General features: G+C 70.4%; 25 protein-coding genes. 15 read left to right on the top strand and 10 right to left on the bottom strand.

Features of this window, described 5'->3' with window-relative positions; all coding sequences use genetic code 11:
- Positions 1–196 precede the first annotated feature (196 nt).
- The 5 genes from rlmKL to SLW55_RS18050 all read right to left on the bottom strand — a co-directional run bounded on the left by rlmKL (position 197) and on the right by SLW55_RS18050 (position 6,098).
- Positions 197–2,371: a bifunctional 23S rRNA (guanine(2069)-N(7))-methyltransferase RlmK/23S rRNA (guanine(2445)-N(2))-methyltransferase RlmL gene (gene rlmKL / locus SLW55_RS18070; protein WP_267099295.1), complete on the bottom strand. Its 2,175-nt coding sequence runs from the start codon at positions 2,369–2,371 to the stop codon at positions 197–199.
- Positions 2,372–2,783: 412 nt separating this feature from the next.
- Complete coding sequence (locus SLW55_RS18065; protein ID WP_267099296.1) at positions 2,784–4,397, bottom strand: ABC-F family ATP-binding cassette domain-containing protein; 1,614 nt, start codon at positions 4,395–4,397, stop codon at positions 2,784–2,786.
- A 167-nt stretch (positions 4,398–4,564) separates the two neighbouring features.
- Positions 4,565–5,068, bottom strand: coding sequence for an N-acetyltransferase (locus SLW55_RS18060; RefSeq protein ID WP_267083522.1), 504 nt, complete (start codon positions 5,066–5,068; stop codon positions 4,565–4,567).
- 14 nt (positions 5,069–5,082) lie between these two features.
- The gene (locus SLW55_RS18055; RefSeq protein WP_152236401.1) at positions 5,083–5,610 is read right to left on the bottom strand and encodes an alpha/beta fold hydrolase; all 528 of its coding nucleotides are present in this window, start codon (positions 5,608–5,610) and stop codon (positions 5,083–5,085) included.
- On the bottom strand, positions 5,607–6,098 hold the full coding sequence (locus SLW55_RS18050) for an MOSC domain-containing protein (protein ID WP_043092417.1): 492 nt from the start codon (positions 6,096–6,098) through the stop codon (positions 5,607–5,609). Before SLW55_RS18050 ends, SLW55_RS18055 begins: the two co-directional genes overlap by 4 nt.
- Before the next feature lie 22 nt (positions 6,099–6,120).
- Between SLW55_RS18050 and SLW55_RS18045 the strand changes: the two genes are divergently transcribed.
- Positions 6,121–6,696, top strand: coding sequence for an N-acetylmuramoyl-L-alanine amidase (locus tag SLW55_RS18045; protein ID WP_267099297.1), 576 nt, complete (start codon positions 6,121–6,123; stop codon positions 6,694–6,696).
- Positions 6,697–6,862: 166 nt separating this feature from the next.
- On the opposite strand, the gene SLW55_RS18040 is transcribed toward SLW55_RS18045, so the two are convergent.
- The 4 genes from SLW55_RS18040 to SLW55_RS18025 all read right to left on the bottom strand — a co-directional run bounded on the left by SLW55_RS18040 (position 6,863) and on the right by SLW55_RS18025 (position 10,349).
- Entirely contained in the window at positions 6,863–7,798 is a 936-nt protein-coding gene (locus tag SLW55_RS18040; protein WP_267099375.1) for a DUF1684 domain-containing protein, read from the bottom strand.
- Positions 7,799–7,855: 57 nt separating this feature from the next.
- The gene (locus SLW55_RS18035; protein ID WP_267099298.1) at positions 7,856–8,737 is read right to left on the bottom strand and encodes a sulfurtransferase; all 882 of its coding nucleotides are present in this window, start codon (positions 8,735–8,737) and stop codon (positions 7,856–7,858) included.
- Entirely contained in the window at positions 8,734–9,534 is an 801-nt protein-coding gene (locus SLW55_RS18030; protein ID WP_017913753.1) for a DUF1289 domain-containing protein, read from the bottom strand. Before SLW55_RS18030 ends, SLW55_RS18035 begins: the two co-directional genes overlap by 4 nt.
- A 113-nt stretch (positions 9,535–9,647) precedes the next feature.
- Positions 9,648–10,349, bottom strand: a complete 702-nt coding sequence (locus SLW55_RS18025) for an FKBP-type peptidyl-prolyl cis-trans isomerase (protein ID WP_017908716.1) — start codon at positions 10,347–10,349, stop codon at positions 9,648–9,650.
- Between the two features lie 160 nt (positions 10,350–10,509).
- Between SLW55_RS18025 and SLW55_RS18020 the strand changes: the two genes are divergently transcribed.
- The 3 genes from SLW55_RS18020 to nth are packed head-to-tail and all read left to right on the top strand — an operon-like array spanning position 10,510 to position 12,382.
- On the top strand, positions 10,510–11,292 hold the full coding sequence (locus tag SLW55_RS18020) for an enoyl-CoA hydratase-related protein (RefSeq protein WP_043095165.1): 783 nt from the start codon (positions 10,510–10,512) through the stop codon (positions 11,290–11,292).
- A gap of 11 nt (positions 11,293–11,303) precedes the next feature.
- Positions 11,304–11,696, top strand: a complete 393-nt coding sequence (locus tag SLW55_RS18015; protein WP_320745504.1) for a hypothetical protein — start codon at positions 11,304–11,306, stop codon at positions 11,694–11,696.
- Positions 11,693–12,382, top strand: coding sequence for an endonuclease III (gene nth / locus SLW55_RS18010; RefSeq protein WP_017910157.1), 690 nt, complete (start codon positions 11,693–11,695; stop codon positions 12,380–12,382). Before SLW55_RS18015 ends, nth begins: the two co-directional genes overlap by 4 nt.
- A 287-nt stretch (positions 12,383–12,669) precedes the next feature.
- Here nth and SLW55_RS18005 read toward each other — a convergent pair whose 3' ends face one another.
- Positions 12,670–13,920, bottom strand: a complete 1,251-nt coding sequence (locus SLW55_RS18005; RefSeq protein ID WP_017910158.1) for a porin — start codon at positions 13,918–13,920, stop codon at positions 12,670–12,672.
- 258 nt (positions 13,921–14,178) lie between these two features.
- Between SLW55_RS18005 and pstS (SLW55_RS18000) the strand changes: the two genes are divergently transcribed.
- The 11 genes from pstS (SLW55_RS18000) (at position 14,179) to SLW55_RS17950 (ending at position 23,569) form a co-directional block, all read left to right on the top strand.
- A complete protein-coding gene (gene pstS / locus SLW55_RS18000) occupies positions 14,179–15,192 on the top strand; it encodes a phosphate ABC transporter substrate-binding protein PstS (protein ID WP_267099300.1) in 1,014 nt (337 codons plus the stop codon).
- A gap of 284 nt (positions 15,193–15,476) precedes the next feature.
- Positions 15,477–16,574: a phosphate ABC transporter substrate-binding protein PstS gene (gene pstS / locus SLW55_RS17995; RefSeq protein WP_043092425.1), complete on the top strand. Its 1,098-nt coding sequence runs from the start codon at positions 15,477–15,479 to the stop codon at positions 16,572–16,574.
- Between the two features lie 213 nt (positions 16,575–16,787).
- Positions 16,788–17,762 carry a phosphate ABC transporter permease subunit PstC gene (pstC, locus tag SLW55_RS17990; RefSeq protein WP_026143658.1) on the top strand — a complete coding sequence of 325 codons (975 nt, stop codon included), beginning with the start codon at positions 16,788–16,790 and terminating at the stop codon, positions 17,760–17,762.
- A 1-nt stretch (position 17,763) separates the two neighbouring features.
- Positions 17,764–18,630 carry a phosphate ABC transporter permease PstA gene (gene pstA / locus SLW55_RS17985; RefSeq protein ID WP_017910162.1) on the top strand — a complete coding sequence of 289 codons (867 nt, stop codon included), beginning with the start codon at positions 17,764–17,766 and terminating at the stop codon, positions 18,628–18,630.
- A 19-nt stretch (positions 18,631–18,649) separates the two neighbouring features.
- Positions 18,650–19,477 (top strand): phosphate ABC transporter ATP-binding protein PstB, encoded by an 828-nt coding sequence (gene pstB / locus SLW55_RS17980; RefSeq protein WP_010343978.1) that lies wholly within the window; start codon positions 18,650–18,652, stop codon positions 19,475–19,477.
- Between the two features lie 130 nt (positions 19,478–19,607).
- A complete protein-coding gene (phoU, locus tag SLW55_RS17975) occupies positions 19,608–20,318 on the top strand; it encodes a phosphate signaling complex protein PhoU (protein WP_017914020.1) in 711 nt (236 codons plus the stop codon).
- A gap of 180 nt (positions 20,319–20,498) precedes the next feature.
- Complete coding sequence (locus tag SLW55_RS17970) at positions 20,499–20,900, top strand: hypothetical protein (protein ID WP_267099301.1); 402 nt, start codon at positions 20,499–20,501, stop codon at positions 20,898–20,900.
- Entirely contained in the window at positions 20,887–21,753 is an 867-nt protein-coding gene (locus SLW55_RS17965) for a DUF692 domain-containing protein (RefSeq protein ID WP_267099302.1), read from the top strand. The genes SLW55_RS17970 and SLW55_RS17965 overlap by 14 nt, the downstream gene beginning before the upstream one ends.
- The gene (locus SLW55_RS17960; RefSeq protein ID WP_267099303.1) at positions 21,750–22,496 is read left to right on the top strand and encodes a putative DNA-binding domain-containing protein; all 747 of its coding nucleotides are present in this window, start codon (positions 21,750–21,752) and stop codon (positions 22,494–22,496) included. Before SLW55_RS17965 ends, SLW55_RS17960 begins: the two co-directional genes overlap by 4 nt.
- 41 nt (positions 22,497–22,537) lie before the next feature.
- Positions 22,538–23,191 carry a ribonuclease T gene (rnt, locus tag SLW55_RS17955; protein WP_017911007.1) on the top strand — a complete coding sequence of 218 codons (654 nt, stop codon included), beginning with the start codon at positions 22,538–22,540 and terminating at the stop codon, positions 23,189–23,191.
- A gap of 45 nt (positions 23,192–23,236) precedes the next feature.
- On the top strand, positions 23,237–23,569 hold the full coding sequence (locus SLW55_RS17950; RefSeq protein WP_267123863.1) for a low molecular weight protein tyrosine phosphatase family protein: 333 nt from the start codon (positions 23,237–23,239) through the stop codon (positions 23,567–23,569).
- Positions 23,570–23,574 lie beyond the last annotated feature (5 nt).

Raw genomic sequence — 23,574 nt, 5'->3', positions numbered from 1 at the left:
TGGGGTGAGGGGACGGCGCGAAGCGACGCGCAGAGATCGAGGACACGCGGCGTCGCCCGTCCCCTCACCCGCCCCTTCTGGGCCCCTTCTCCCGGATGGAGAAGCAACAGCGCACTACGCTCCGCGACGGGCGTTACCGGTCACGCCCATCGCGGCTGAAGCCGCTCCTGCAGAAAGACACACGAGGCACCGCTTCTCAGCGCCGCTGCAGACGCCAGGCGCGGTGGATGCGCGGGTTGCGCTCGAAATCCACGTCGATGGTCTGCGCGCTGATCTCCTCGCACACCGCGAATTCGGCCAGCGCGTTCTCGTCCAGCTTGAAGCGGCGGAAGTTGTTGGAGAAGTACAGCACGCCCTCGGGCATCAGCCGCGCCACCGCCGCGCGCAACAGCCGCACGTGCTCGCGCTGGATGTCGAAATCCTCGGCGCGCGCGGAATTGGAGAAGGTCGGCGGGTCGCAGAAGATCACGTCGTAGCGGTTCTTCTCCGCCTCCAGCCAGCTCAGCGCGTCGGCCTGCACCAGCCGGTGCTGGGCGCCGCCCTTGCCGTTGAAGGCCAGGTTGTCGGCGCACCACTGCAGATAGGTGCCGGACAGGTCCACGCTGGTGGTGGAATCGGCGCCGGCCACCGCCGCCTGCACGCTGGCCACGCCGGTGTAGCAGAACAGGTTGAGGAAACGCTTGCCGCGCGCCTGCTGCGCCATCACCCCGCGCAGCGGGCGGTGGTCGAGGAACAGCCCGGTATCCAAGTAGTCGAACAGGTTCACCCGCAGCAGCGCGTCGTGCTCGCGCACCACCAGGAACTCGCCGCGCTGCTCGAAGCGACCGTACTTGCTGCCGCCCTTGCCGCGTTCGCGGGTCTTCAGCGCCACCTGCTCGGCCGGCACCGCGAACACCTCGCGCGCCGCCGCCAGCAGTTCGTTGCGGCGGCGGCGCACGTCCACGTCGGGAATGCTGTCCGGCGCCGCGTACTCCTGCACGTGCAGGAAGGTGCGCGCCTGGCCGCCGTCCTCCTGGTACACGTCGATCGCCGCCGCGTACTCGGGCAGGTCGGCGTCGTAGGCGCGGTAGCAGCCGATCCGCTCGCGTGTGCGCCAGGTCTTGAACTTGCGCAGGTTCTTGCGCAGGCGGTTGGCGACCATCTGCGCGCCGTCGCTGAGCGCGCGCGGCTCCTCGCTGGCGCCCGCGCGCAGCGCGACCGCGATCGGGTCGCAGACGATCAACGGGCACTCCAGCGCGCCGTTGAACATCTGGTACTTCTTGGCCGCGCGCAGGCCGGTGGCATAGGCCAGTTCGTCGCTGCCGCACAGCAGGCTGGCGCGCCACTGCGGCACCGCGCGCTTGAGCGCATCGCCCAGGCGCCGGTACAGCGCCGCGTCGGCGGCCAGGCGCTCGTCGTAGGGGGGATTGCACACCACCGTGCCCAGCGCCTGCGCCGGCGCGGGCAACGCCGCGACGTCGTGCGCGGCGAAGGCGATCGCCTCGACCACGCCGGCCGCCAGCGCGTTCTCGCGCGCCGCGCGCAGCGCATGCGGGTCGATGTCGCTGCCGTACAGCACCGGCCGCAACGCGGCGCGACCGACCTGGGCGCGCTGCCGCGCCTCGGCCAGCAGCGAACGCCAGGACGCCACGTCGAACCCCAGCCAGCGGCTCGGCGCGGCATCGGCATCGGTGTCGCCGCGCTGCTGCGCCGCCAGTTCGCCGCGCAGCAGGCCCGGCGCGACATCGGCGGCCATCAGCGCGCCTTCGATCAGCAGCGTGCCGCTGCCGCACATCGGATCCAGCAGCCCGCCACCCTGCACATACAGCGCCGGCCACTGTCCGCGCAGCAGCACCGCCGCGGCCAGGTTCTCCTTCAGCGGCGCCTCGTTCTGCGCCTGGCGCCAGCCGCGCCGGTGCAGCGAGCCGCCGCCCAGGTCCACCGACAGCGTCGCGCGCCCCTTGCGCAGCGACAGGTTCAGGCGCAGGTCCGGGTGCTCCACGTCCACCGACGGCCGCTCCAGGCCCTCGCCGCGCAGCGTGTCCACCACCGCATCCTTGACCCGCTGGGCGGCGAAGCGCGCATGGGTGATGCCGGTGCCGGACACATGCGCGTCCACCGCCAGGGTGTGCTGCGGCGCCAGATGGCTGCGCCACGGCAGCGCCGCCACGCCGGCGTACAGCGCCGCCTCGTCGGGGCAGTCGAAGGATTGCAACGGCCACAGCACGCGGCTGGCCAGGCGCGACCACAGCACCGCGCGCTGCGCGTCCTGCAGGCTGCCTTCGGCATTGACCCCGGCGACGGTGGCGGTGGCCTGCGCCGCGCCGAGCGCGAGCAGTTCATCGACGAGCAGGTATTCCAGGCCCTTGGCGCAGGAGACGAAGAATTTCACGGAAGGCGGACCAGGACGGACGGGAGGGAGGCACGGCGGACGCCGCGCGCGTGGCGCATCGCAGCGCCGGATCCGGCGTTACCGCGGCCGCGGCCGCGGATCGAGGGATGGGCACGCGCACGCACCGCACCGGAACGGCGCGCAGAATACCACAGGGTCCGTGCGCCCCTGCCTGCTGCGCGGTGCCCTGGCGCAGGGTGCGCCGCGGCCGTCACTGGCCTCGTGTGACGGGCACAGCGACGTCGCCCGCCGGCGTTCGCTTCGCGACCACCCCGCGCCGTGGCAGATGAAGCTGGCGCTGCAGACGCGCCCTCCTGACGCCTTGGTGCGCGACGCATCGCGCAATGCGAGACCACGAATCCGGCGCCGGGCATGCCCGGCGGCAGACCCCGTCGACGGCAGCGCAGGCCACTCACCACGGCGTCAGCCGCCACGCTTCGGCATCCGCCTGCAAGCGCTGCTGCAGGCGCAGCGTGTCCAGGAACTCCGCATCGTGCGAGACCACCAGCAGCGCGCCGGGGTACTGCAGCAGCACCGCGCGCAACGCGTCGCGGGCTTCGCGGTCCAGGTGGTTGTCCGGCTCGTCCAGCAACAGCAGTTCGGCCGGCGGCGTGCGGTAGAAGGCGCAGGCCAGCGCAGTCTTCAGCCGCTCGCCGCCGCTGAGCTGGCCGCAGGGCACGCCGATGCGCTGCGCGTCCAGGCCGAGCAAGGCCAGCCGCGTGCGCAGGTCGGCGAGTGCGATGCCGGGCGCGGCGGCCTGCACCTGCGCCAGCGCGGTGGCAGCCGGGTCCAGCGCCGCCAACGACTGGTCCAGGTAGGCACTGGCGGCGCGCACCCGGCAACTGCCGGACAACGCCGCCACCTGCCCGGCCAGCACCCGCAGCAGGGTCGACTTGCCGCTGCCGTTGGCCCCGACCACGCCGATGCGTGCGCCGCCCTGCACCACCAGGTCCAGCGGCTGCCGCGTCGCCGGCGCGAACGGCAGCCGCACTGCCTGCAGCTCGACCAGGCGCCGGGTGGCCGCATCGGCCGGCGGCGGCGCGAACAGCGCCACCGGCGCGTCGGGCTGCACCTGGCGCGCGGCCTCGGCGATGCGCTCCAGGCTGCGCGCCTGCGTGGCCTGATGATCGCGCACCCGCTTGCCGGCACTGTCCTGGCTGCGCTGCTTCTGCCGGCCGAGCAGGATCGGCGCCTGGTTGGCCGTGCCGGCCTGCTGCCGCCCGCGCGCACTGCGCCGCTGCTGTCGATCGTGCTGTGCCTGCCAGGCAGCGTTGTCGCGCGCGTGCTGCAGCTTGTGCTGCGCCAGTTCGGCCTGCGCGGCCTCGCGCTCGCGCGCCCGGCACTGCAGGTAGAACGCGTAGTCGCCGCCGTAGTCGCGCAGCCCGCCTGGCGACAGTTCCAGCGTGCGCTGCATGTCCTGCAGCAGCAGCGCATCGTGGCTGATCACCAGCAGGCCGCCCGGCCAGCGCTGCAGCGTCTCGCGCAGGCGCTGCCGCTGCGCCGCGTCCAGGTGCAGGGTCGGCTCGTCCAGGATCAGCGCATCGGCCTCGGCCAACCAGGCGCCGATCAGCGCCACCCGCATCGCCTCGCCGCCGCTGAGCGTGGCCGCCAGGCGGTGCGGCTCCAGCGCGCCGAGGTCGTGCGCGTGCAGTTGCGCCTGCAGGCGCTGGGCGATGTCCCAGCGCTCGCCGAGCGCATCGAAATCCGCCACGTCGGCACTGCCGGCCTCGATCCGTGCCAGCGCCCGCAACGCCGTGCCCACGCCGGCCAGGTCGGCGACGGTGGCGTGCGGCGCCGGCGCGATCTGCTGTGGCACGTAATGCAGGCGGCCGTGGCGCACGCAGCGCCCGGCGCTGGGTCTCAGTTCGCCGGCGAGCAGGCGCGCGAACACGCTCTTGCCGACGCCGTTGCGGCCGACCAGGCCGGTGCGGCGCGTATCGAGCGCGAAGTGCAGATCGGAGAACAGAATCCTGCCGTCGGGCAGAACATGGGTCGCGCTGTCCAGCGCAAGCAGCGGATGCGTCATGGGAACCTCCATGGATGCCGGTCGTGCCCGCCGATCGCTCGGCAGGTGGGACGAAGGCCGTCGCGAAGACGGCGGCATCAATGGCGCATCGGCGTGGTTCCTCGATGAAGGTGCGGGACAATGCTAGCGCACCCGGCCCGCGCCGGGCGAGATCGCGCTGTGCGGGCTCAGGCCGCGGACAGGAACGCCGGGTGGTAGACCACCTCGGCCATCGGCGGCAGGCGCTCGCCGAAGGCCAGCGCCTGGAAGGCCTCCACCGGCGCACCCGGCAGCGTCAGCCCGGGTTCCGGATGGAAGCCGAAGCGCGCGTAGTAGCCCGGGTCGCCCAGCACCACGCAGCCGGCCGCACCCAGCGCCTGCAACTGCGCCAGCGCCTCGCGCACCAGCCGCGTGCCCAGGCCCTGGCGCTGGTGGCCCGGCCCCACCGACAGCGGTCCCAGCCCGTACCAGCCGCGGCTGCCGTCGGACAGGCTCACTGGCGACACCGCGACGTGGCCGACGATGTAGCCCTCGTGCTCGATCACCAGCGACAGGGTCAGCGCGCCGTCCGCGCGCAGCCGCTCGATGATGTCCTGCTCGTCGTGGCGGCTGTGCGCGACGCGGAAGAAGGCGACCAGGGTCAGCGCCTCGATCGCCGCCGCGTCGGCCGGCCGCTCGGCGCGCAACAGCATGTCGTCGGCTGCGCTCACAGGCGCTCCAGCAGCTCGGCGAAGGCCTGCGCCGAGGTCGCCACGTGCTCGCCCAGGCGATGCGTGTCGTCGACCAGCAGCAGCCGCGCGGCACGCGCCTGCGCCCAGGCGATCACTTCACTGGCGGGAATCAGTTCGTCGCGCCAGGCATGCACCACCGAGGTCGGCACCGGTGCCGCATCCAGCGCCGGCATGTGCCCCATCCGCGTCGGCGGCACCATCAGGAACAGGCCGCGCACCGGCACGTGCAGCGACACCTGCGCGGCGATGTAGGCGCCGAGGCTGGAACCGGCCAGCACCAGCGGCCCGCGCTGCGCCGCCGCCTGCGCCTGTTCCAGCAGGCGCTGCAGGCGGGTCGGCACGTCGCCGAGCGGGCTGATGTCGCGGCGCGCGTCCAGGTCGGTGTAGTCCGGGCGCGAATGGCTCCAGCCCAGGCGCTCCGCCACCTCGGCCAATGCGGTCACCTTGATCGCGTCCGGCCCGCTCTCGAAGCCGTGCGAGAGGATGCAGTGGCCGCGGCTCACAGCGCCACCACCGCATCGCCCAGCCGCAGCGTGCCGCCCTGCACGATGCGTGCGCACAGGCCGCCGTGGCCACGCATGGCGTTGTAGCCGCCGGGCCCCAACGCCTGCTCCATGCGCGAGCACGGGTCGCACGGCGCGATGCCTTCCAGCTCGACCTCGCCGATGCGGAAACGGCGCCCCTTCAGCGCGATCAGCGGAATGCCCGACACCACCACGTTGCGCCGCAGGGTCGCCGGCGCCACCGCCGCATGCCCGGCCAGCGCGGCGATCGCCGGCAGGTGTTCGGCCTGGATCAGGGTGACGCCGCGCTTGCCGTTGCGGCCGGCGTAGCGGTCGCCGTGCAGGCCGCCATCGGTCTGTGCCTCAGCGGCGTCGACCTCGTGCATCGGCACGTCGCGCGCCGGGCGCAGGCCGATCCATTCCACGCGTCCGGCGCGCGGCAGTGTGGCCAGCAGGGTCGCCAGCGGGCTTTCGGAATTCAGGGTCATCGGCGAATGCTAGCATCCGCGCATGCCGCCCACCTCGCCGTTGCCGATCCACGATGCGCCCCTGCCCTACGTCGGCCTGCTGCAGGAGCGCGCGCCGGACAGCATCACGCTGGCGGTGATCCACTGCACCGAGTTGCCGGACCTGGCCAGCGCGCGCCTGTACGGCGAGCGTGTGCTGTATCCGTCGGGCACCGGCAACAGCGGCCACTTCTACATCGACCGCGACGGCAGCGTGCATCGCTACGTGCCCGCGGAGCGCATCGCGCACCACGTGCGCGGCTACAACCCGCAGTCGCTCGGCATCGAACTGGTCAACCGCGGACGCTATCCGCTGTGGCTGGATTCGCGCCACCAGGCGATGCGCGAAGACTACCCCCCGGCGCAGATCCAGGCGCTGATCCGCTTGCTGCAGCAGTTGCGCGCGGAGTTGCCGCAGCTGCGCCACATCGCCGGACACGAGGCGCTGGACCGCAGCCTGGAACCGGCCAGCGACTGTCCGACGCGGCAGGTGCAGCGCAAGCTGGATCCGGGCCCGCGCTTTCCCTGGCCGCAGGTGCTGGAGGCGGTGGCGCTGGCGCCGTATGCGCCGCCTGTGTGACCGCCTTGGAGGCGATGGATTGGAACGGCTGATTCGGGCCGCGATGGAGTACCAGACAGGGTCGTATTCGCACGCTCCCGCAGGAGCGGCTTCAGCCGCGCCCCGGCTTCACCGGGAACGGCCCGGTCGCGGCCGAAGCCGCTCCTGCGCGATTTTCCACGCGCGCTCAGTGCGCGCCGACGTAGTTCTTCTCGCCGGCGGTCACCGCCACGTCCAGGCGATTGCCGACCGGTGCCAGCGGGCACACCACGTGCGGGGTGAACGCGCATGGCGGGTTCTGCGACAGGTTGAAATCCAGCACGATACGGCCGCCCTGCGGCGCCGGCACGAACAGATAACGGGCGCCGCCATAGCTCTCGCGGCCGCTGGTTCGGTCGGAGAACGGCAGGAACAGGCGCTGGCTGGCGCCGTCGCGCAGGATCTGCAGCTTGTAGCGCCGCCCCCGCAGCACGAACTCGGCGCTGCCGACCAGGGCCAGCGGCTGCGGCGTGCCGATCGAGGTGAGCAGCACCATCGCCTGCGGCGCCGGCACCGGATGCCAGTCGGCCACCACCCGCCACTGCGGATCGATCGGGAAGTAATCGATGCGGCGGAAGCGCGCGCGCGCCGGCGCCTGTGGATCGCGGAAGCGCCAGCCGAACAGGTTGCCGGTGCGCACCACGTAGAACTCCTGCGCTCCCAGCGCAAGGCGGGTCTGGGTGTCGTGCGCCGCGTCGGTCTCCAGGCGGCCACCGGCGAACGGCTGGCCGTTCACCTGCACCGCCGCGTCCGCCGCGGGCTGGAACTGCACGCCCTCCTGCGGATCCACCTGCAGCATGCCCAGATGCGCCGGGCCGGCCGGCAACTGCACGTCGTTGTCGGGTGCGCTGCCGACCCGGTGCACGCCGCTGTGCAGACGCCCGGAGCCGGTGAAACTCAACCAGCCCGACGGCGCGCGCAATGTCGCCAGGCGCTGCGCACGATTGCGCTCCACCGCCTCGCGATAATGCGTGGCAGATTGCGCGCGTGGCGAGGCGTCGGCGCCATCGGCCGACGCGCGGCGGTCGCCGCAGGCGGCCAGGCCCAGCAGCATCGCCAGCCCGCAGGCCTCACGCCAGCGCATGGTGCCGCCCCTGTCGCGTGCCATCGTGCATGCGTTCCGTGTGGACCGGCGCCGGCCCTAGCCGATGGCGCGCGGCCGTGCCGGATCGGCGATCCAGCCGCTCCAGGAGCCGGCATACACGCGCGCACCGTGCAGGCCGGCATGCTCCAGCGCCAGCAGCAGATGGCAGGCGGTGACGCCCGATCCGCACATCAACACCACCTCGCGCGGATCGCGTCCCTGCAGCAGCGGCTGCAGTTCCGCGCGCAGTTCCTGCGCCGGGCGCAGGCGGCCGTCGCGCAGGTTCTGCGCCAGCGGCCGGTTGAGCGCGCCGGGCACATGCCCGGGCAGCGGGTCGATCGGCTCCACCTCGCCACGGAAGCGTTCGCCGGGGCGCGCATCCAGCAACCAGCCCGGCGCCTCGTGCAGGCGTGCGGCGACCTCCTCGGCGGAGACGATGCGCGTCGCATCGAACGCCTGCGGATACGGCGGCAGCGGCGACGGCGCGGAGGCCGCGTCGGTTTCCGGCAGGCCGAGCCGGCGCCATTCGGCAAGGCCGCCGTCGAGCACGGCGACACGGCAATGGCCGAGCAGGCCCAGCATCCACCATAGGCGGGCAGCGGCCATGCTGCCGTCGCCGGCGTCGTACACCACCACCTGGTGCTGCGGGCCGATGCCCCACTGCCCCAGGGTGCGCGCGAACGCCGCGTCGTCCGGCAACGGATGCCGGCCCAGGCCGGGACGGCCGAGATCGGACAGATCCGCGTTCAGATCGGCGTAGACCGCGCCGGGCAGGTGCGATTGCGCATAGGCCGCGCGCGCGGCCGCCGCCGCGGCGGGATCGAGCAGCGCCGCCGGCACGAACCGCGCATCGACCAGGCGCAGCGCGGGATCGTCGAGCGCGGCGGCCAGCGCCGGCGCCTCGACCAGGGTGTGCCATGCGGGGGACGTTGCGGTCATGCGGCTTGCTCCAGTCGGCGGCGCAGGTTGAGCAGGATCGCCGCGGTCGCGCCCCAGATCCGCTGGCCGGGCCAGCCGTACTCCAGCACGACGCGCGGGCGTCCGCGGTAATCGGTCTCGATGCTGCGCAGGTTGTCCGGCGCCATCAGGTAGGCCAGCGGCACCTCGAACACCTCGGCCACCTCGCCCGGATGCGGCTGCGGCACGAAGCGCGGATCGATCGCCGCGACCACCGGCATCACCCGGAAGCCGCTGATGGTGACGAACGGATCCAGGTAGCCCAGCGGCTCCGCCTGCGACGCCGCAAGCGCGATCTCTTCCTCGCTCTCGCGCAGCGCCGCGGCCACCGCATCGGCGTCGCTGGCCTCGATGCGGCCGCCGGGAAAACTGACCTGGCCGCCGTGGTGACGCAGGCTGTCGGTGCGCCGGGTCAACAGCACATGGGTGCCGTCGGCACGCGGCACCAGGCCGGCCAGCACCGCCGCTTCCACCGGCGCGCCGTCCGGCAACAGATCCTGCAACTCGTGGTGATTCCAGCCCGGCCCCGCCGGCGGCTGCTGCAGCGGGTGCAGTGCGCGCAGCAGATGCGCACGTTCGGCCAGGCGCTGCCCCGGCGACGGCGACCAGCCGCGGCCCGGCAGCACCTCGTCCATGTAGCGGCGGCGTTCGGCGTCGCTCATGCCGCGCCAGCGTGCGATCTCGTCGCCGCTGCGCAGGCAGCCGGCGCAATAGCCCTGCGCATCGAGACGGCAGAGACCGATGCAGGGCGTGAGCAGGGCATGCGGAACGGGATCCATCGGATTCGACACCTTGCCAGCCTAGCGCGATTCGTCGGCGCCGTCGTTGCCTGCCCAAAAAAATTGCGCCGGCATCGCTGCCGGCGCAATCGTCGTGCACTGGAGCGGCGTGCTTACTTGACGCTGACCAGCTTGATCTCGAACTGCACCGCCACGTTCGGCGGGAACGGCGTACGCGGGTCGGCACCGTAGGCCTTGTCCGGCGGCAGGGTCACTTCCCACTTGGAGCCGGCCGGCATCTGCAGCAGCGTGTCGCGCATGGCCTGCATCTCGACTTCGCTGACCTTGATCGCCGGGATCTGCTGCGCCGGACGCGCCTGCGCCGGACGCTGGCCGAACGGGTACGGACCGGCCACTTCCAGCTGCACGGTGCTGGCCTGGGTCGGCTTGGCACCCTTGCCGGCCTCGATCACGCGGTACTGCACGCCGCTGGGCAGCACCTGCACGCCAGGCTTGGCCTTGTTCTGGGCCATGAACTGGTCGCTCTTGGTCTTGTTCTCGGCAGCGGCCTTCTCGTAGTCGGCCTTGGCCTGCTGGGCGCGGGCCTGCTCGCGCTTCTGGAACGCTTCAACCGCCGGCTTCAGCTGGTCGGCGCTGACCGCCGGCTGCTTCTTGGCGTAGGCGTCCTGCAAGCCCTTCACCACCGCATTGATATCGAGCTGCTCGCCGCGGCCGGTGAGTTCGGCAAGGTTGTTGCCGTAGTCGTAGCCGAAGTAATAGCTCAGCTTGCCCTTCTCGGACGAGGTGTCCTGGGCGAACGCATTGCCGCTCAGGGCGAGGGCCGCGACAGCGACCGCAATAGAACGCAACTTCATCAAACAATTCTCCAGGGTGGTGGCACAGGGCGGCCCGTGCCGCCTGAGATGACGCGTTAGGATAGCCGCCGCGGCGCGTAACCGCTACCGACGACGCTGCTCTGACTGGTGCGGCCCGCCCAGAGTTCCCATTACCTTTTTTTAACAACCAGGAATGCACATGTCCGGCACGCCGGTCCTCGCCGATACCCAGGGTGCGATCCGCATCCTCACCGTGAATCGAGCCGACAAGCTCAACGCCTTGAATCGCCAGGTTTTGCAGGCGCTGGATGCGGCCTTCGCCGCGGCCGCGGACGACCCGCAGATCCGCGTGGTGGTGCTGACCGGCGCCGGCGAGAAAGCCTTCGTGGCCGGCGCCGACATCGCCGAGATGAACGAACTGACACCGGTGCAGGGCCGCGATTTCTCGCAACTGGGCCAGCGCCTGATGCGCCGGATCGAGCGCATGCCCAAGCCGGTGCTGGCGATGGTCAACGGTTTCGCCCTCGGCGGCGGGCTGGAACTGGCGATGGCCTGCCACCTGCGCGTGGCCGCCGAAGGCGCGCGCCTGGGCCAGCCGGAGATCAATCTCGGGCTGATTCCCGGCTTCGGCGGCACCCAGCGCCTGCTGCGGCTGGTCGGCCGCGCCGCGGCGCTGGAACTGTGCCTGCTCGGCGTGCCGATCGACGCGGCGCGCGCACTGCAACTGGGCCTGGTCAACCGCGTGGTCGCCGCCGGCGAACTGCAGGCGACCACGCTGAAATTGGCGCAGCAACTGGCCGATGCCGCACCGCTGGCGCTGCGCGGCATCCTCGACGCGATCCAGATCGGTGGCGAAAGCGCGATCGAACAGGGGCTGGAATACGAGACCGCGCAGTTCGGCCTGCTGTTCTCCAGCGAGGACATGCGCGAAGGCACCCGCGCCTTCCTGGAGCGGCGCCCGCCGCAGTTCCGCAACCGCTGAGCCCGCACACGATGTCGCACGCCCCCGCTCTCGCCACGCCGCTGCAGTTGCTGCGCTGGATCCTGGACGACGATCTGGATGCCGCGATCGACGGCGGCCTGATGGACTACCGCGGCACCGATCCGGAGGACGATCGCCTGGACCCGGCGCATCCGCAGTTGCGCGCGCAGGTGCTGGCCGCGCAGCAGCGCCTGCGCGATGCGTGGGACGCGCGTGCGCGCTACCGGGCGCGCAGCGCGCGCCTGGAGCGACGTGCCCATGCGCGCCAGGCGCGACGTGCGGCAGCGACACCGATCGCCTCGACGTCGACCACGGCCACACCGAGCGCGCCGGCCCTGCCGGCGGCCGCTGCGGCGATCCTGGCCCGCGCCAAGGCCAAGGCCGCGCAGCGAGGCGGCCAATGAGCGCGACCGCGAGCACGGGCGCAAGCACGCCTGCACGGCGCGGGCGCCTGCTGAGCAAGGACGAGATCCATGAGCTGTTCTCGCGCCTGTCCGAACTCAACCCCAGCCCGACCACCGAGCTGGAATACGACAGCCCGTTCGAACTGCTGATCGCGGTGATCCTCTCGGCGCAGGCCACCGACGTCGGCGTCAACAAGGCCACGCGGCGCCTGTATCCGGTGGCGAACACGCCGGCCGCGATCCTGGCGCTGGGCGAGGACGGCCTGAAGCGCTACATCTCCACCATCGGCCTGTTCAACGCCAAGGCCAAGAACGTCATCGCCACCTGCCGCATCCTGGTCGAGCAGCACGGCGGCGAGGTGCCGCGCTCGCGCGCCGCGCTGGAAGCGCTGCCCGGGGTCGGCCGCAAGACCGCCAACGTGGTGCTCAACACCGCCTTCGGCGAACCGACCATGGCGGTGGACACGCACATCTTCCGCGTCGCCAACCGCACCGGGCTGGCCCCGGGCAAGGACGTGCGCGCAGTCGAAGATTCGCTGCTCAAGCGGGTGCCGGCGCAGTTCCTGTACGACGCGCACCACTGGCTGATCCTGCACGGCCGCTACGTGTGCAAGGCACGCAAGCCCGACTGTCCGCAGTGCGCGATCCGCGACCTGTGCCGGTACAAGGACAAGACGCCGGGTTGAGCGGCGTGCCGCGGCGCCGGCCGGTACAGCACCGGGGATGTCGGCTTGGGCAACTTGCGCGGCGCATGTCGTCCGCCGCTGCGCCCGTCGCGGTTGAAACCGCTTCTACAGTTCTCCACGAGAGGCCACCTGGCCGCTGTAGCAGCGACTATCGTCCACGGTCGTCGACGCGAACCGTGAAAGGCGCCCCGGCCCGCGCCCCATCGCGCGCCGCGGCGATCGCGCCGTAAAAAAGAAAGGCGGCGCAATGCGCCGCCTTTCGTTCCACGTGCGGGAATCTCCGCGAATCAGAACGACAGGTCGCCCCAGACGCCGAATTCCTTGGTTTCCACGTCGGTCTTCTTGCTGGCGTTGTCCTGGTGCGTGTACTTGTACACGGTGGCCAGCTTCAGGTTCTTCAGCACCGGGAACTCGACGCCGACGTTCCAGTACTTGTCGGCCAGGGTCGGGTCGATGGTCTTGCTCAGGTCGGTCTTGTCGTAGCGGGCGAAGGCGTTGATGCCGCCGTCGGTCAGCGCCACGCTGCCCCACACCGACCAGCCACTGGACTTGTCAGTGGCCGGGGTCAGCACGTTGTTGAGGTTCTTGGCCTGGAAGTACTCGCCGCCCAGACGGAAGTTGGAATCGGCGTAGGCGACCATCGCATCGGCGCGGGTGTAGTCGTGCTGCGCGTCGAGGATGTCGGTTTCCTTGCCCAGCTTGCCCGAGTAGGCGCCGACGGCGATGGCCAGGTTCTGCATCGGCATGTAGGCGACGCGGCCTTCCACGTCCATGCCCTTGCCGCGGGTCGGGTTCTTGTAGCCGGCACCGTTGACCACCGACATCGCGTAGTTGACCTGCGAGCCCAGGTCGCCGAAGGCGTGCAGGCCCCAGTCGGAGGAGTTGGCGTACTTCAGGCGGTCGGTCAGGGTGTTCTCGACGTAGCGGTAGCCGTAGAACTTCTCGACGAACGGCACCCACGGCATGTCGGCGGCACCGATGCGCAGGGCGAAGGCGTCGTCGAACTTGCCCTGCACGTAGGCCTTCTTGACGAACAGCTGAGTGTTGGACAGCGCCGAGCTGTACTGGAAGTCGGTGGTCAGGTTGGCCGACCAGATCTCGTTGAAGCTGTGGTCGACGGTCAGGTAGAAGCGCTTGACGTCCAGACCGGTGCCGCTGGCGGCGGTCTTGGCGCCGCCGCTGGTGCGGTCGATGTTGGTCAGATCGAAGAACATGCGGCCGCCGATCTTGTTGTCGTTGACCAGCTTGGCGAGCTTGTCGACCTTGGCGGCGCTGGCCTGCGCCGTTTCGGTCGCCTGGGCCTGCACGACATTCACTTCCGACTGCGCGTCGGACTGCGCCTGCAGGGCTTCCGACTGCGCCTGCAGCTGCTGGACCTGGGTCTGCAGCGCTTCGATCTGGGCCTGCAGCTGCTGCAGCTGGGCAGCGCTGACGGCGGGCGGGTTGCTGCTGGCCTTGGCCTTCGCCGCGAACGCCTGCGGCGCCGACGCGAGGCCGAGGCTGGCGAGGATCGCCGTGGCGAGAAGATGGGAACGCATTAGAATCTCTCCGATGGGTGGTGGCAGGGTGGTATGGGTGCGGTGCGGCCCCAGTGCGATGGCCCGACCATTTGTAAAGATTCCGTCAAAGACATGACGGTTTTGAGTCAGCTTCGTTTCGAAACGAAGGCAACCCCGTCCGGGAAGGCTGTCACCGGACTGACATCTGATTTTCTTCAGACGTTCATGAAAAAGTCTTGGAATGCAGCCGATGCCGGCCGGGGTGCCGGCATTCCACCTATTTCAGGAGTTCTCCCGATGCGTTCCCTCAAGCTCCGACTGCTGGCAGCCGCCGCGGTCGCTACGTTTTCGCTCGCGGCGCAAGCCACCGATGTCACTGGCGCAGGCTCCAGCTTCGTCTACCCGGTGCTGTCGAAGTGGTCGGCTGCCTATGCTGAGAAAAGCGGCAACCGCGTCAACTACCAGTCGATCGGTTCCGGCGGCGGCATCGCGCAGATCCAGGCGGCCACGGTCGATTTCGGCGCCTCCGACAAGCCGCTGAGCGGCGCGGATCTGGAAAAGTTCGGCCTGGGCCAGTTCCCGGTCGTGATCGGCGGCATCGTGCCGGTGTTCAACGTGGCGGGCGTGGCCCCGGGTGCGATGAAGCTCGACGGCACCGTGCTGGCCAACATCTTCCTCGGCAAGATCACCAAGTGGAACGACCCGGCGATCGCCGCGCTGAACCCGGGCCTGACCCTGCCCGACCTGAAGATCACCATCGTGCACCGCTCCGACGGTTCGGGCACCAGCTTCAATTTCACCAACTACCTGTCCAAGGTTAGCCCGGAGTGGAAGAGCAAGGTCGGTGAAGGCACCGCCGTGCAGTGGCCGGCCGGCATCGGCGGCAAGGGCAACGAAGGCGTGGCCGCCTACGTCAAGCAGATCCGCGGCGGCATCGGCTACGTCGAGTACGCCTACGCGCTGCAGAACAAGCTCAGCTACGCCGGCATGAAGAACGCCGCCGGCCGTTTCGTGATGCCGGACGACAAGACCTTCTCCGCTGCCGCCGCCACCGCGGACTGGAAGTCGGCCAAGGACTTCAACCTGATCATGACCAACGCGTCGGGCCAGGACGCGTGGCCGATCACCGCCACCACCTGGGCCATCATGTACAAGAAGGCCAAGAAGCCGGCGTCGTCGAAGGCCGCGCTGGACTTCTTCAAGTGGTCGTTCGAGCAGGGCCAGCCGCAGGCCAAGGCGCTGGACTACGTGCCGCTGCCGGAGCCGCTGGTCAAGCAGATCGAAGCCTACTGGGCGCAGAACATGAAGTAAGCCGGCGTCTCGCCCGTCCGGCGCTCGCGCGCCGGCACGGCGATGTCCCGAAGGCGCGGACCGCAGGGTCCGCGTCTTTTTTTGTCCCCGCTGGCGGAGCCGTGCGCAGGCCCAGGGGGGCACGCCGCCCTGCCCTGCCACGGTTCCGGAAGGCGGCGCGAGCGCCGCATCCGGTGAGGGCGTCCGCCAACCAGTCCGCAAGTCATCTCGCTGTAACAAAAATATCATTTCATAGCGAGCATCCGCCGGATGTCCCGGCGCTCTTCGCTACGGAGTGACCCCCCATGAAACTGCAGCCGGCGCGCATTGCCGTCCTGTCCCTCGCCCTGGCCTTCGCCGTCACCGCCTGCCAGCCCGGCAACGGCGACAAGCAGGGTGCCGCCGATGCGGCAGGCGGGACGCCCGCTGCCGCGCCGGCCGCCGGCGCCAAGACCGCGGCGGAGATTTCCGGCGCCGGTGCCTCCTTCATCTACCCGCTGATCTCCAAGTGGTCGGCCGACTACAACGCGGCCACCGGCAACAAGATCAACTACCAGTCGATCGGTTCCGGCGGCGGCATCGCCCAGATCAAGGCCGGCACGGTCGATTTCGGCTCTTCCGACAAGCCGCTGGACAGCGCCGAGCTGGCCGCGGCCGGCCTCGGCCAGTTCCCCTCGGCGATTGGGGGGGTGGTGCCGGTGGTCAACCTGGACGGCATGGACGCGGGCAAGCTGCGGCTGACCGGCCCGGTGCTGGCGGACATCTTCCTGGGCAAGATCAGCAAGTGGAACGACCCGGCGCTGACCGCGCTGAACCCGGGCGTGACCCTGCCCGACACCAAGATCAACCTGGTGCACCGCTCCGACGGCTCGGGCACCAGCTTCAACTTCACCAACTACCTGTCCAAGGTCAGCCCGGAGTGGAAGGGCAAGGTCGGCGAAGGCACCTCGGTGCAGTGGCCGGGCGGCGTCGGCGGCAAGGGCAACGAAGGCGTGGCCTCGTACGTGCAGCAGATCAAGGGCTCGATCGGCTACGTCGAACTGGCCTACGCGCTGCAGAACAAGATGCCGTACGCGTCGATGCAGAACGCCGCCGGCAACTGGGTGCAGCCCAATGCCGAGAGCTTCGCCGCGGCCGCCGCGTCGGCCGACTGGGCCAACGCCAAGGACTTCAACCTGGTCATCACCAACGCCGCAGGCGCGCAGGCGTGGCCGATCACCGCCACCAACTTCATGCTGATGCACAAGCAGGCCAAGGACCCGGCGCGCAGCAAGGCGACCCTGGACTTCTTCAAGTGGGCCTTCGAGAAGGGCCAGCCGCAGGCCGACGCCCTGCACTACGTGCCGCTGCCGCCGGAACTGGTGCAGCAGATCGAGTCCTACTGGAGCAAGGAATTCAAGTAAGCGCCACCGCGGTGCGCACTGCGCGCACCGCGGCGGCAACCGGCGACCGGCGGTGCAGTCCAGGCGCCGCCGGTCGCCGTCTCGGCAACTTGTGATTCGGACTTTCGGGTTCCCGCCTGTGCGGGAGCGATGCAACCACCCACCGCGCGCGGTCATCCCCGCCGCGGCCACGATCGGAGCGCGCAGGCGCGTGCTCCGGCGACGACCGAGCCCATGAACAGCACTGTCCTTCCCGAAGCGATGTCGGCGCCACGCGGACGCGACCTGCGTGACGCCCGCGCCGACCGATTGTTCCGCTGGATCCTCACCGCCACCGTCGTTTTGGTACTCGTCGCCCTCGGCAGCGCTGCGCTGTCGATGCTGTGGGGCGGCCGTCATGCCCTGCAGCTGCAGGGCATGAGCTTCTTCTACTCCAGCGAGTGGAACCCGGTCGAGAACAAGTACGGCGCACTGGCGCCGATCTACGGCACCCTGGTGACCGCCTTGATCGCGATGCTGATCGCGGTGCCGGTGAGCTTCGGCATCGCCTTCTTCCTGACCGAAGTGGCGCCACGCTGGCTGCGCGGCCCGGTCGGGACCGCGATCGAACTGCTGGCCGGCATCCCGTCGATCATCTACGGCATGTGGGGCCTATTCGTGCTGATCCCGATCATGTCCGAGTACGTCACGCCCTGGCTCAACGACCACCTCGGCACGTTGCCGGTGATCGGCCCGATCTTCCAGGGACCCCCGATCGGCATCGGCCTGCTCACCGCCGGCTTCGTGCTGGCGATCATGGTGATTCCCTTCATCTCTTCGGTGATGCGCGAAGTGTTCCTGACCGTGCCCACCCGACTCAAGGAGTCGGCCTACGCGCTCGGCTCCACGCGCTGGGAGGTGAGCTGGGACATCGTGCTGCCCTACACCCGCTCGGCGGTGATCGGCGGCATCTTCCTGGGCCTGGGCCGCGCGCTCGGCGAGACCATGGCGGTGGCCTTCGTGGTCGGCAACACGGTGCGCCTGTCGCCCTCGCTGCTGGAGCCGGGCACCACCATCGCCGCGCTGATCGCCAACGACTTCGGCGAAGCCACCGGCGATTACCGCTCGGCACTGCTGCTGCTGGGCTTCGTCCTGTTCCTGGTGACCTTCGTCGTGCTGGCGATCGCCCGCCTGATGCTGGCGCAACTGTCGCGCAAGGAGGGCAACTGAGATGGCCGCCGACATCGCACACCGCCTGTACAACCGCCGCCGCGTGGTCAACTTCGTGGCGCTCACCCTGTCCTGCCTGACCGCGCTGTTCGGGCTGGTGTTCCTGGCCTGGATCCTGTGGACCCTGCTGGCCAAGGGCATCTCCGGCATCAACCTGGACCTGTTCACGCGCATGACCCCGCCGCCCGGCGAGGACGGCGGCCTGGCCAACGCGTTCTTCGGCAGCGCGGTGATGTGCGGCCTGGCGTTGCTGATCGGCACGCCGCTGGGCGTGGCCGCCGGCACCTGGCTGGCCGAGTACGGCAACGCGCGCAAGACCGGCCAGGTGGTGCGCTTCGTCAACGACATCCTGCTGTCGGCGCCGTCGATCGTGCTCGGCCTGTTCGTCTACACCCTGTACGTGATGCAGACCGGAGGCAATTTCTCGGCGCTGGCCGGCGCGCTGTCGCTGGCCTTCATCGTGCTGCCGGTGGTGGTCCGCACCACCGACGAGATGCTGCGGCTGGTGCCGGCGCAGATGCGCGAGGCCGCGCTGTCGCTGGGCATCCCGCAATGGAAGGTGACCATCCAGGTGCTGTACCGCAGCGCCTCGGCCGGCATCGTCACCGGCGTGATGCTGGCGCTGGCGCGCATCAGCGGCGAGACCGCACCGCTGCTGTTCACCTCCTTCGGCAACCTGTACTGGAACAACAACATCCTCAAGCCGATGGCCAGCGTGCCGGTGGTGATGAACAACTTCGCCGGCAGCCCCTACCCGACCTGGCAGCAACTGGCCTGGTCCGGCGCGCTGGTGCTCACCGTCTTCGTCCTGCTGGTCAGCCTCGGCGCGCGCGCCCTGCTGGTGCGCAACAAGATCTCCAACGATTGATTCCCCTATGGACCCGGCCATGAACGATCACCACAACGCCGCCCCGATGCACCGCATCGCCATGCCCAACGGGCACACCGCGCTGGCGCCGTCGCCGGTCAAGATCGCCGCGCGCGGCCTGGACTTCTACTACGACAAGTACCACGCGCTGAAGGGCATCAACCTGGAAGTGCCGGAGAAGCGCGTCACCGCACTGATCGGCCCCTCCGGCTGCGGCAAGTCCACCCTGCTGCGCATCTTCAACCGGATCTACGCGCTGTACCCGAAGCTGGAAGCGCGTGGCGAGGTGCTGCTGGACGGCGAGAACATCCTCTCGCCGAAGTACCCGATGAACCGGCTGCGCAGCAAGGTCGGCATGGTGTTCCAGAAGCCGGTGCCGTTCCCGATGACCATCTTCGAGAACGTCGCCTACGGCATCCGCCACCACGAGAAGCTGTCCAAGGCCGACATGGCCGACCGCGTCGAGCAGGCGCTGCGCCAGGGCGCGCTGTGGGACGAGGTCAAGGACAAGCTCGGGCAGAGCGCGCTGGGCCTGTCCGGCGGCCAGCAGCAGCGTCTGTGCATCGCCCGCGCGGTGGCGTTGCGTCCGGACGTGCTGCTGCTCGACGAGCCGACCTCGGCGCTGGACCCGATCTCGACCAGCCGCATCGAGCAGCTGGTGGAAGAGCTGAAGAACGACTACACCATCGTCATCGTCACCCACAACATGCAACAGGCCGCGCGCGTGTCCGACTACACCGCCTTCATGTACCTGGGCGACCTGATCGAGCACGACCGCACCGAAATCATCTTCTCGCAGCCGAACAAGCAGCAGACCGAAGACTACATCACCGGCCGTTTCGGCTGAGCCGCTGCGGCCGCCGCTGCCTCGACGCAGCGGCCGCGCCCGCCGCCCCACGGGCGGGCGCCCGGCGACGCCAGCACCGCACCGCCAGGCATGGCCGCGGCGACACCAACGCACCTATTGGACCTACGACATGAACACTCAGCCCAACGAGCACATCGTGAAGAGCTACGACGAAGAACAGCATCGCCTCGCCGCCGAGATCGTGCGCATGGGCGAAACCGCGGTGGCGCAGTTGGAAGCGGCGCTGGACGTGGTCGAACGCCGCGACGACAACGCCGCGCTGCGCATCGTCGTCAACGACGAAGCGATCGACGCGCTCGAGCACTCCATCAGCCACGACGTCATGCGCCTGGCGCTGCGCGGACCGATGGCGCGCGACCTGCGCGAGATTCTGGCCGGCCTGCGCATTCCCGCCGACGTCGAACGCATCGGCGACTACGCCGCCAACGTCGCCAAGCGCTCGATCGCGCTGAACATGTCGCCGCCGATGCCGCAGACACTGGGCCTGCGCCAGCTCGGCAAGCTCGCCGCCGAACAGGTGCGCGCGGCGCTGGCCGCCTACCAGAACAACGACGCCGACGCCGCGCTGCTGGTGCGCCAGGGCGACGCGCAGCTCGATGCGCAGTACACCGCGCTGTTCCGCGAGCTGCTGACCTACATGATGGAAGACCCGCGCAACATCACCCCGTGCACGCATCTGCTGTTCATGGCCAAGAACCTGGAGCGGATCGGCGACCACGCCACCAACATCGCCGAGAACGTGTGGTTCCTGGTGCACGGCGACGAGCCGCTGCCGCCGCGCGACAAGCGCGACGAGACCAGCTCCACCAGCGGCATCTGATCCCCGGCGTGCGGACCGGCCATGCGCCGTTCCGCCGCCGCTGGCGTCCCAAGGCTCCGTGCGCAACGGAGCCTTTTTTGTCGCCACGCACCGCCGCATGCAGCGCGGTGCGGCAGCGGGTAGGCTTGGCGCACTGCCGGCCACCCCGACCGGCCCCCGTCCATCGCCAGGAGCCTGCGCATGTCCACGTCGTCCCGTCCGTCCTCTGCCCTCGCCGGTGCGGTCCTGCTTGGCGGGATCGGCCTGTCCGCCTCCGCGCTGGCGATGACCGACCTCGCCCAGGGCTATGCGCTGGGCGCGCAGGCTGCCGTCACCCCGCCGCAAAGCACCGAGGCGAGCGCGCCAGCAACGCCGACGCCCGCGCCGCCGGCGCAGGCCAGGCAGGCCGCCGATCCGGCCAAGGCCAGCGAAGGCGGCTGCGGCGCCAAGGCCGGCGACGGCAGTTGCGGCGCGCACGCCCCGGCGGCGGCGCCGGCCAAGCCCGCGGCGGCCGGTGGCGCCGCCACGCCCCAGGCCAAGCACGACGACAAGGCCATGGCCGAAGGCAAGTGCGGCGAGGGCAAATGCGGTGGCAGCCTCTGAACCACCCCGGTACGACGCCCGGCCGCTGGCCGCGGCCAGCGCCGGCCTCGGGCTGCGCCGCGGCCTGCTGCAGGACCTGCTGCAGGCGCCGGCGGACGCGTTCGACTTCCTCGAATGCGCACCGGACAACTGGATCGGCGTCGGTGGCCGCCCCGGGGAACTGCTGCAGACGCTGAGCGCGCGGCATCCGCTCAGCTGCCACGGCCTGTCGCTGTCGCTGGGCGGCGTGGCGGCGCTGGACACCACCCTGCTGCAGCAGACCCGACAGTTCCTCGACCGGCACCGGGTCGCGCTGTACAGCGAGCACCTCAGCTACAGCGCCGACGACGGCCACCTCTACGAACTGCTGCCGCTGCCGTTTACCGACGAAGCGGTGCGCCAAGTCGGCGCGCGCATCGCCCAGGTGCAGGACGCGCTGGGCCGGCGCATCGCGGTGGAAAACGTCTCCTACTACGCCGCACCTAGCCAGACGATGAGCGAAGCCGCCTTCGTGACCGCGGTGCTGGCCGAGGCCGACTGCGACCTGCTGCTGGACGTCAACAACGTGCACGTCAACGCCAGCAACCACGGCGACGACGCGCTGGCCTTCCTCGCCGCTCTGCCCAGCGCACGCATCGCCTCGTACCACGTCGCCGGCCACCGCGACGACCAAGCCAGCGGGCTGAAGATCGACACCCACGCCGCGCCGGTGGCCGACCCGGTGTGGACCCTGCTCGCCGCCGCCTACCGCCTGCACGGCGTGCGTCCCACCGTGCTCGAGCGCGACGGCCAGTTCCCGCCGCTGGGCGAACTGCTGGACGAGGTGCAACGCATCCGCATCGCGCAGGCACACGCGCCGTCTTCGCCCGCATGAGCGAGACCCTGCGCGCGCAGCAATTCGCCCTGACCCGGCATCTGCGCGATCCGCAGCGATACCCGCCGCCGGCCGATATCCCGCCGCAGCGCCTGGCGGTGTACCGCGCCCTGTTCTTCGACAATCTGGCGCAGCTGCTGAGCGGCCAGTTCCCGGTGCTGCGCGCCACCCTCGGCGAGGCCGACTGGGGGGCGCTGCTGCGTGCATTCTGCGCCGAACACCGCGCCCGCACGCCGCTGTTCCCGCGCCTGGGCGAGGAACTGGTGGCGTTCCTGGCGCAGCGCGCACCCGATCCGCAGCATCCCTGGCTGGCCGAACTGGCGCACTACGAAACCGTGGAACTGCAGGTGCAGATCGACGATGCGGCGCTGCCGCCGCACGATCCGCGCGGCGACCTGCTCGATGGCATCCCGCTGCTGTCGCCATGGCTGCGCCTGTTGCGCTACCGCTGGCCGGTGCAGCGCATCGGCCCGGCCTGGCAGCCGGACACGGCGCCAGCGCAGCCGACCTGTCTGCTGGCGCGGCGCGAGGCCGACGGCCAGGTGCGCTTCGCCGAACTGGCGCCGCTGGCCTATGCCGTGCTGGCGGCGCTGCAGTCCGGCACGCGCAGCGGACGCGCACTGCTGCTGGATCTGGCCGCCGCGCACGGCCTTGCGCCTGGCGCCCTGCTGGACGAGGGCGCGGCCCTGCTGGAACGGCTGCGCGCGCAGGGCAGCGTGCTCGGCACGCGTTTACCCGAGTGACGCCGCGGCGGCCGGCGGCCGCGCTCTGCTAACCTTGGCGGATGAACGATTCGGTCGACAGTCCCTCGCAACCCCTGGTCATCACCCCGATGTCGCGGCGTTTCCGCGGCTACCTGCCCGTGGTGGTGGACGTGGAAACCGGCGGTTTCGACTGGAACAAGCATGCGCTGCTGGAGATCGCGGTGGTGCCGATCGAGATGGACGATTTCGGCCAGCTCTATCCCGGCGTCACCGCCAGCGCGCACGTGGTGCCGGCGCCCGGCACCCTGATCGATCCGAAGTCGCTGGAGGTCACCGGCATCGTCCTGGACCATCCGTTCCGCTTCGCCAAGCCCGAACGCGAGGCGCTGGACCATGTGTTCGCGCCGGTGCGCGCGGCGGTGAAGAAGTACGGGTGCCAGCGCGCCATCCTGGTCGGCCACAACGCCCATTTCGATCTCAACTTCCTCAACGCCACGGTCGCCCGCTGCGGCCACAAGCGCAACCCGTTCCATCCCTTCAGCGTGTTCGACACCGTCACCCTCGCCGGCATCGCCTACGGCCAGACCGTGCTGGCGCGCGCGGTGCAGGCCGCCGGCTTCGACTGGAACGCCGCCGACGCGCACAGCGCGGTCTACGACACCGAGCAGACCGCGCGCCTGTTCTGCAAGATCGCCAACGCCTGGCCGGCCCCACCGGTCGGCGCGGCGCCATAGCCGCGGCATGGATTGCAAGGCACGCGCGCGCCGCCAGCCGCTCGCATGACCCGCCACCTGCTGTTCGTCTGCAGCCGCAACCGGCTGCGCAGCCCCACCGCCGAACAGGTGTTCGCCACCTGGCCCGGCGTGGAAACCGCCTCGGCCGGCGTCGACCACGACGCGGACACCCCAATCACCCCGGAACTGCTGGAGTGGGCGGACATCGTCTTCGTCATGGAACCGGCGCATCGCAACAAGCTGTCGCGGCGGTTCAAGCGCCATCTCGGCCGCGCACGCATCGTCTGCCTCGACATCCCCGACGACTACGGCTACATGGATCCTGCGCTGGTGCAGCTGCTGACCGCGAAGGTGTCGCGGCACCTGGCTGCGCGCTGATCCTG

The sequence above is a fragment of the Xanthomonas sp. LF06-19 genome, from assembly GCF_034105425.1.
GTDB classification, from domain to species: Bacteria; Pseudomonadota; Gammaproteobacteria; order Xanthomonadales; family Xanthomonadaceae; genus Xanthomonas_A; species Xanthomonas_A sontii.
Note: the sequence above shows the minus strand (reverse complement) of the source record. Positions and strands in the feature narration are given on the sequence as shown.

Coding starts and splice junctions, on each gene's coding strand:
- SLW55_RS18065 (WP_267099296.1), bottom strand. CDS start 4,397: ATGACGCATCCGCTGCTTGCGCTGGACAGCGCGACCCATGTTCTGCCC.
- SLW55_RS18060 (WP_267083522.1), bottom strand. CDS start 5,068: ATGCTGTTGCGCGCCGAGCGGCCGGCCGACGCGGCGGCGATCGAGGCG.
- SLW55_RS18050 (WP_043092417.1), bottom strand. CDS start 6,098: ATGACCCTGAATTCCGAAAGCCCGCTGGCGACCCTGCTGGCCACACTG.
- SLW55_RS18045 (WP_267099297.1), top strand. CDS start 6,121: ATGCCGCCCACCTCGCCGTTGCCGATCCACGATGCGCCCCTGCCCTAC.
- SLW55_RS18040 (WP_267099375.1), bottom strand. CDS start 7,798: ATGCGCTGGCGTGAGGCCTGCGGGCTGGCGATGCTGCTGGGCCTGGCC.
- SLW55_RS18035 (WP_267099298.1), bottom strand. CDS start 8,737: ATGACCGCAACGTCCCCCGCATGGCACACCCTGGTCGAGGCGCCGGCG.
- SLW55_RS18030 (WP_017913753.1), bottom strand. CDS start 9,534: ATGGATCCCGTTCCGCATGCCCTGCTCACGCCCTGCATCGGTCTCTGC.
- SLW55_RS18025 (WP_017908716.1), bottom strand. CDS start 10,349: ATGAAGTTGCGTTCTATTGCGGTCGCTGTCGCGGCCCTCGCCCTGAGC.
- SLW55_RS18020 (WP_043095165.1), top strand. CDS start 10,510: ATGTCCGGCACGCCGGTCCTCGCCGATACCCAGGGTGCGATCCGCATC.
- SLW55_RS18015 (WP_320745504.1), top strand. CDS start 11,304: ATGTCGCACGCCCCCGCTCTCGCCACGCCGCTGCAGTTGCTGCGCTGG.
- nth (WP_017910157.1), top strand. CDS start 11,693: ATGAGCGCGACCGCGAGCACGGGCGCAAGCACGCCTGCACGGCGCGGG.
- SLW55_RS18005 (WP_017910158.1), bottom strand. CDS start 13,920: ATGCGTTCCCATCTTCTCGCCACGGCGATCCTCGCCAGCCTCGGCCTC.
- pstS (WP_267099300.1), top strand. CDS start 14,179: ATGCGTTCCCTCAAGCTCCGACTGCTGGCAGCCGCCGCGGTCGCTACG.
- pstS (WP_043092425.1), top strand. CDS start 15,477: ATGAAACTGCAGCCGGCGCGCATTGCCGTCCTGTCCCTCGCCCTGGCC.
- pstC (WP_026143658.1), top strand. CDS start 16,788: ATGAACAGCACTGTCCTTCCCGAAGCGATGTCGGCGCCACGCGGACGC.
- pstA (WP_017910162.1), top strand. CDS start 17,764: ATGGCCGCCGACATCGCACACCGCCTGTACAACCGCCGCCGCGTGGTC.
- pstB (WP_010343978.1), top strand. CDS start 18,650: ATGAACGATCACCACAACGCCGCCCCGATGCACCGCATCGCCATGCCC.
- phoU (WP_017914020.1), top strand. CDS start 19,608: ATGAACACTCAGCCCAACGAGCACATCGTGAAGAGCTACGACGAAGAA.
- SLW55_RS17970 (WP_267099301.1), top strand. CDS start 20,499: ATGTCCACGTCGTCCCGTCCGTCCTCTGCCCTCGCCGGTGCGGTCCTG.
- SLW55_RS17960 (WP_267099303.1), top strand. CDS start 21,750: ATGAGCGAGACCCTGCGCGCGCAGCAATTCGCCCTGACCCGGCATCTG.
- rnt (WP_017911007.1), top strand. CDS start 22,538: ATGAACGATTCGGTCGACAGTCCCTCGCAACCCCTGGTCATCACCCCG.
- SLW55_RS17950 (WP_267123863.1), top strand. CDS start 23,237: ATGACCCGCCACCTGCTGTTCGTCTGCAGCCGCAACCGGCTGCGCAGC.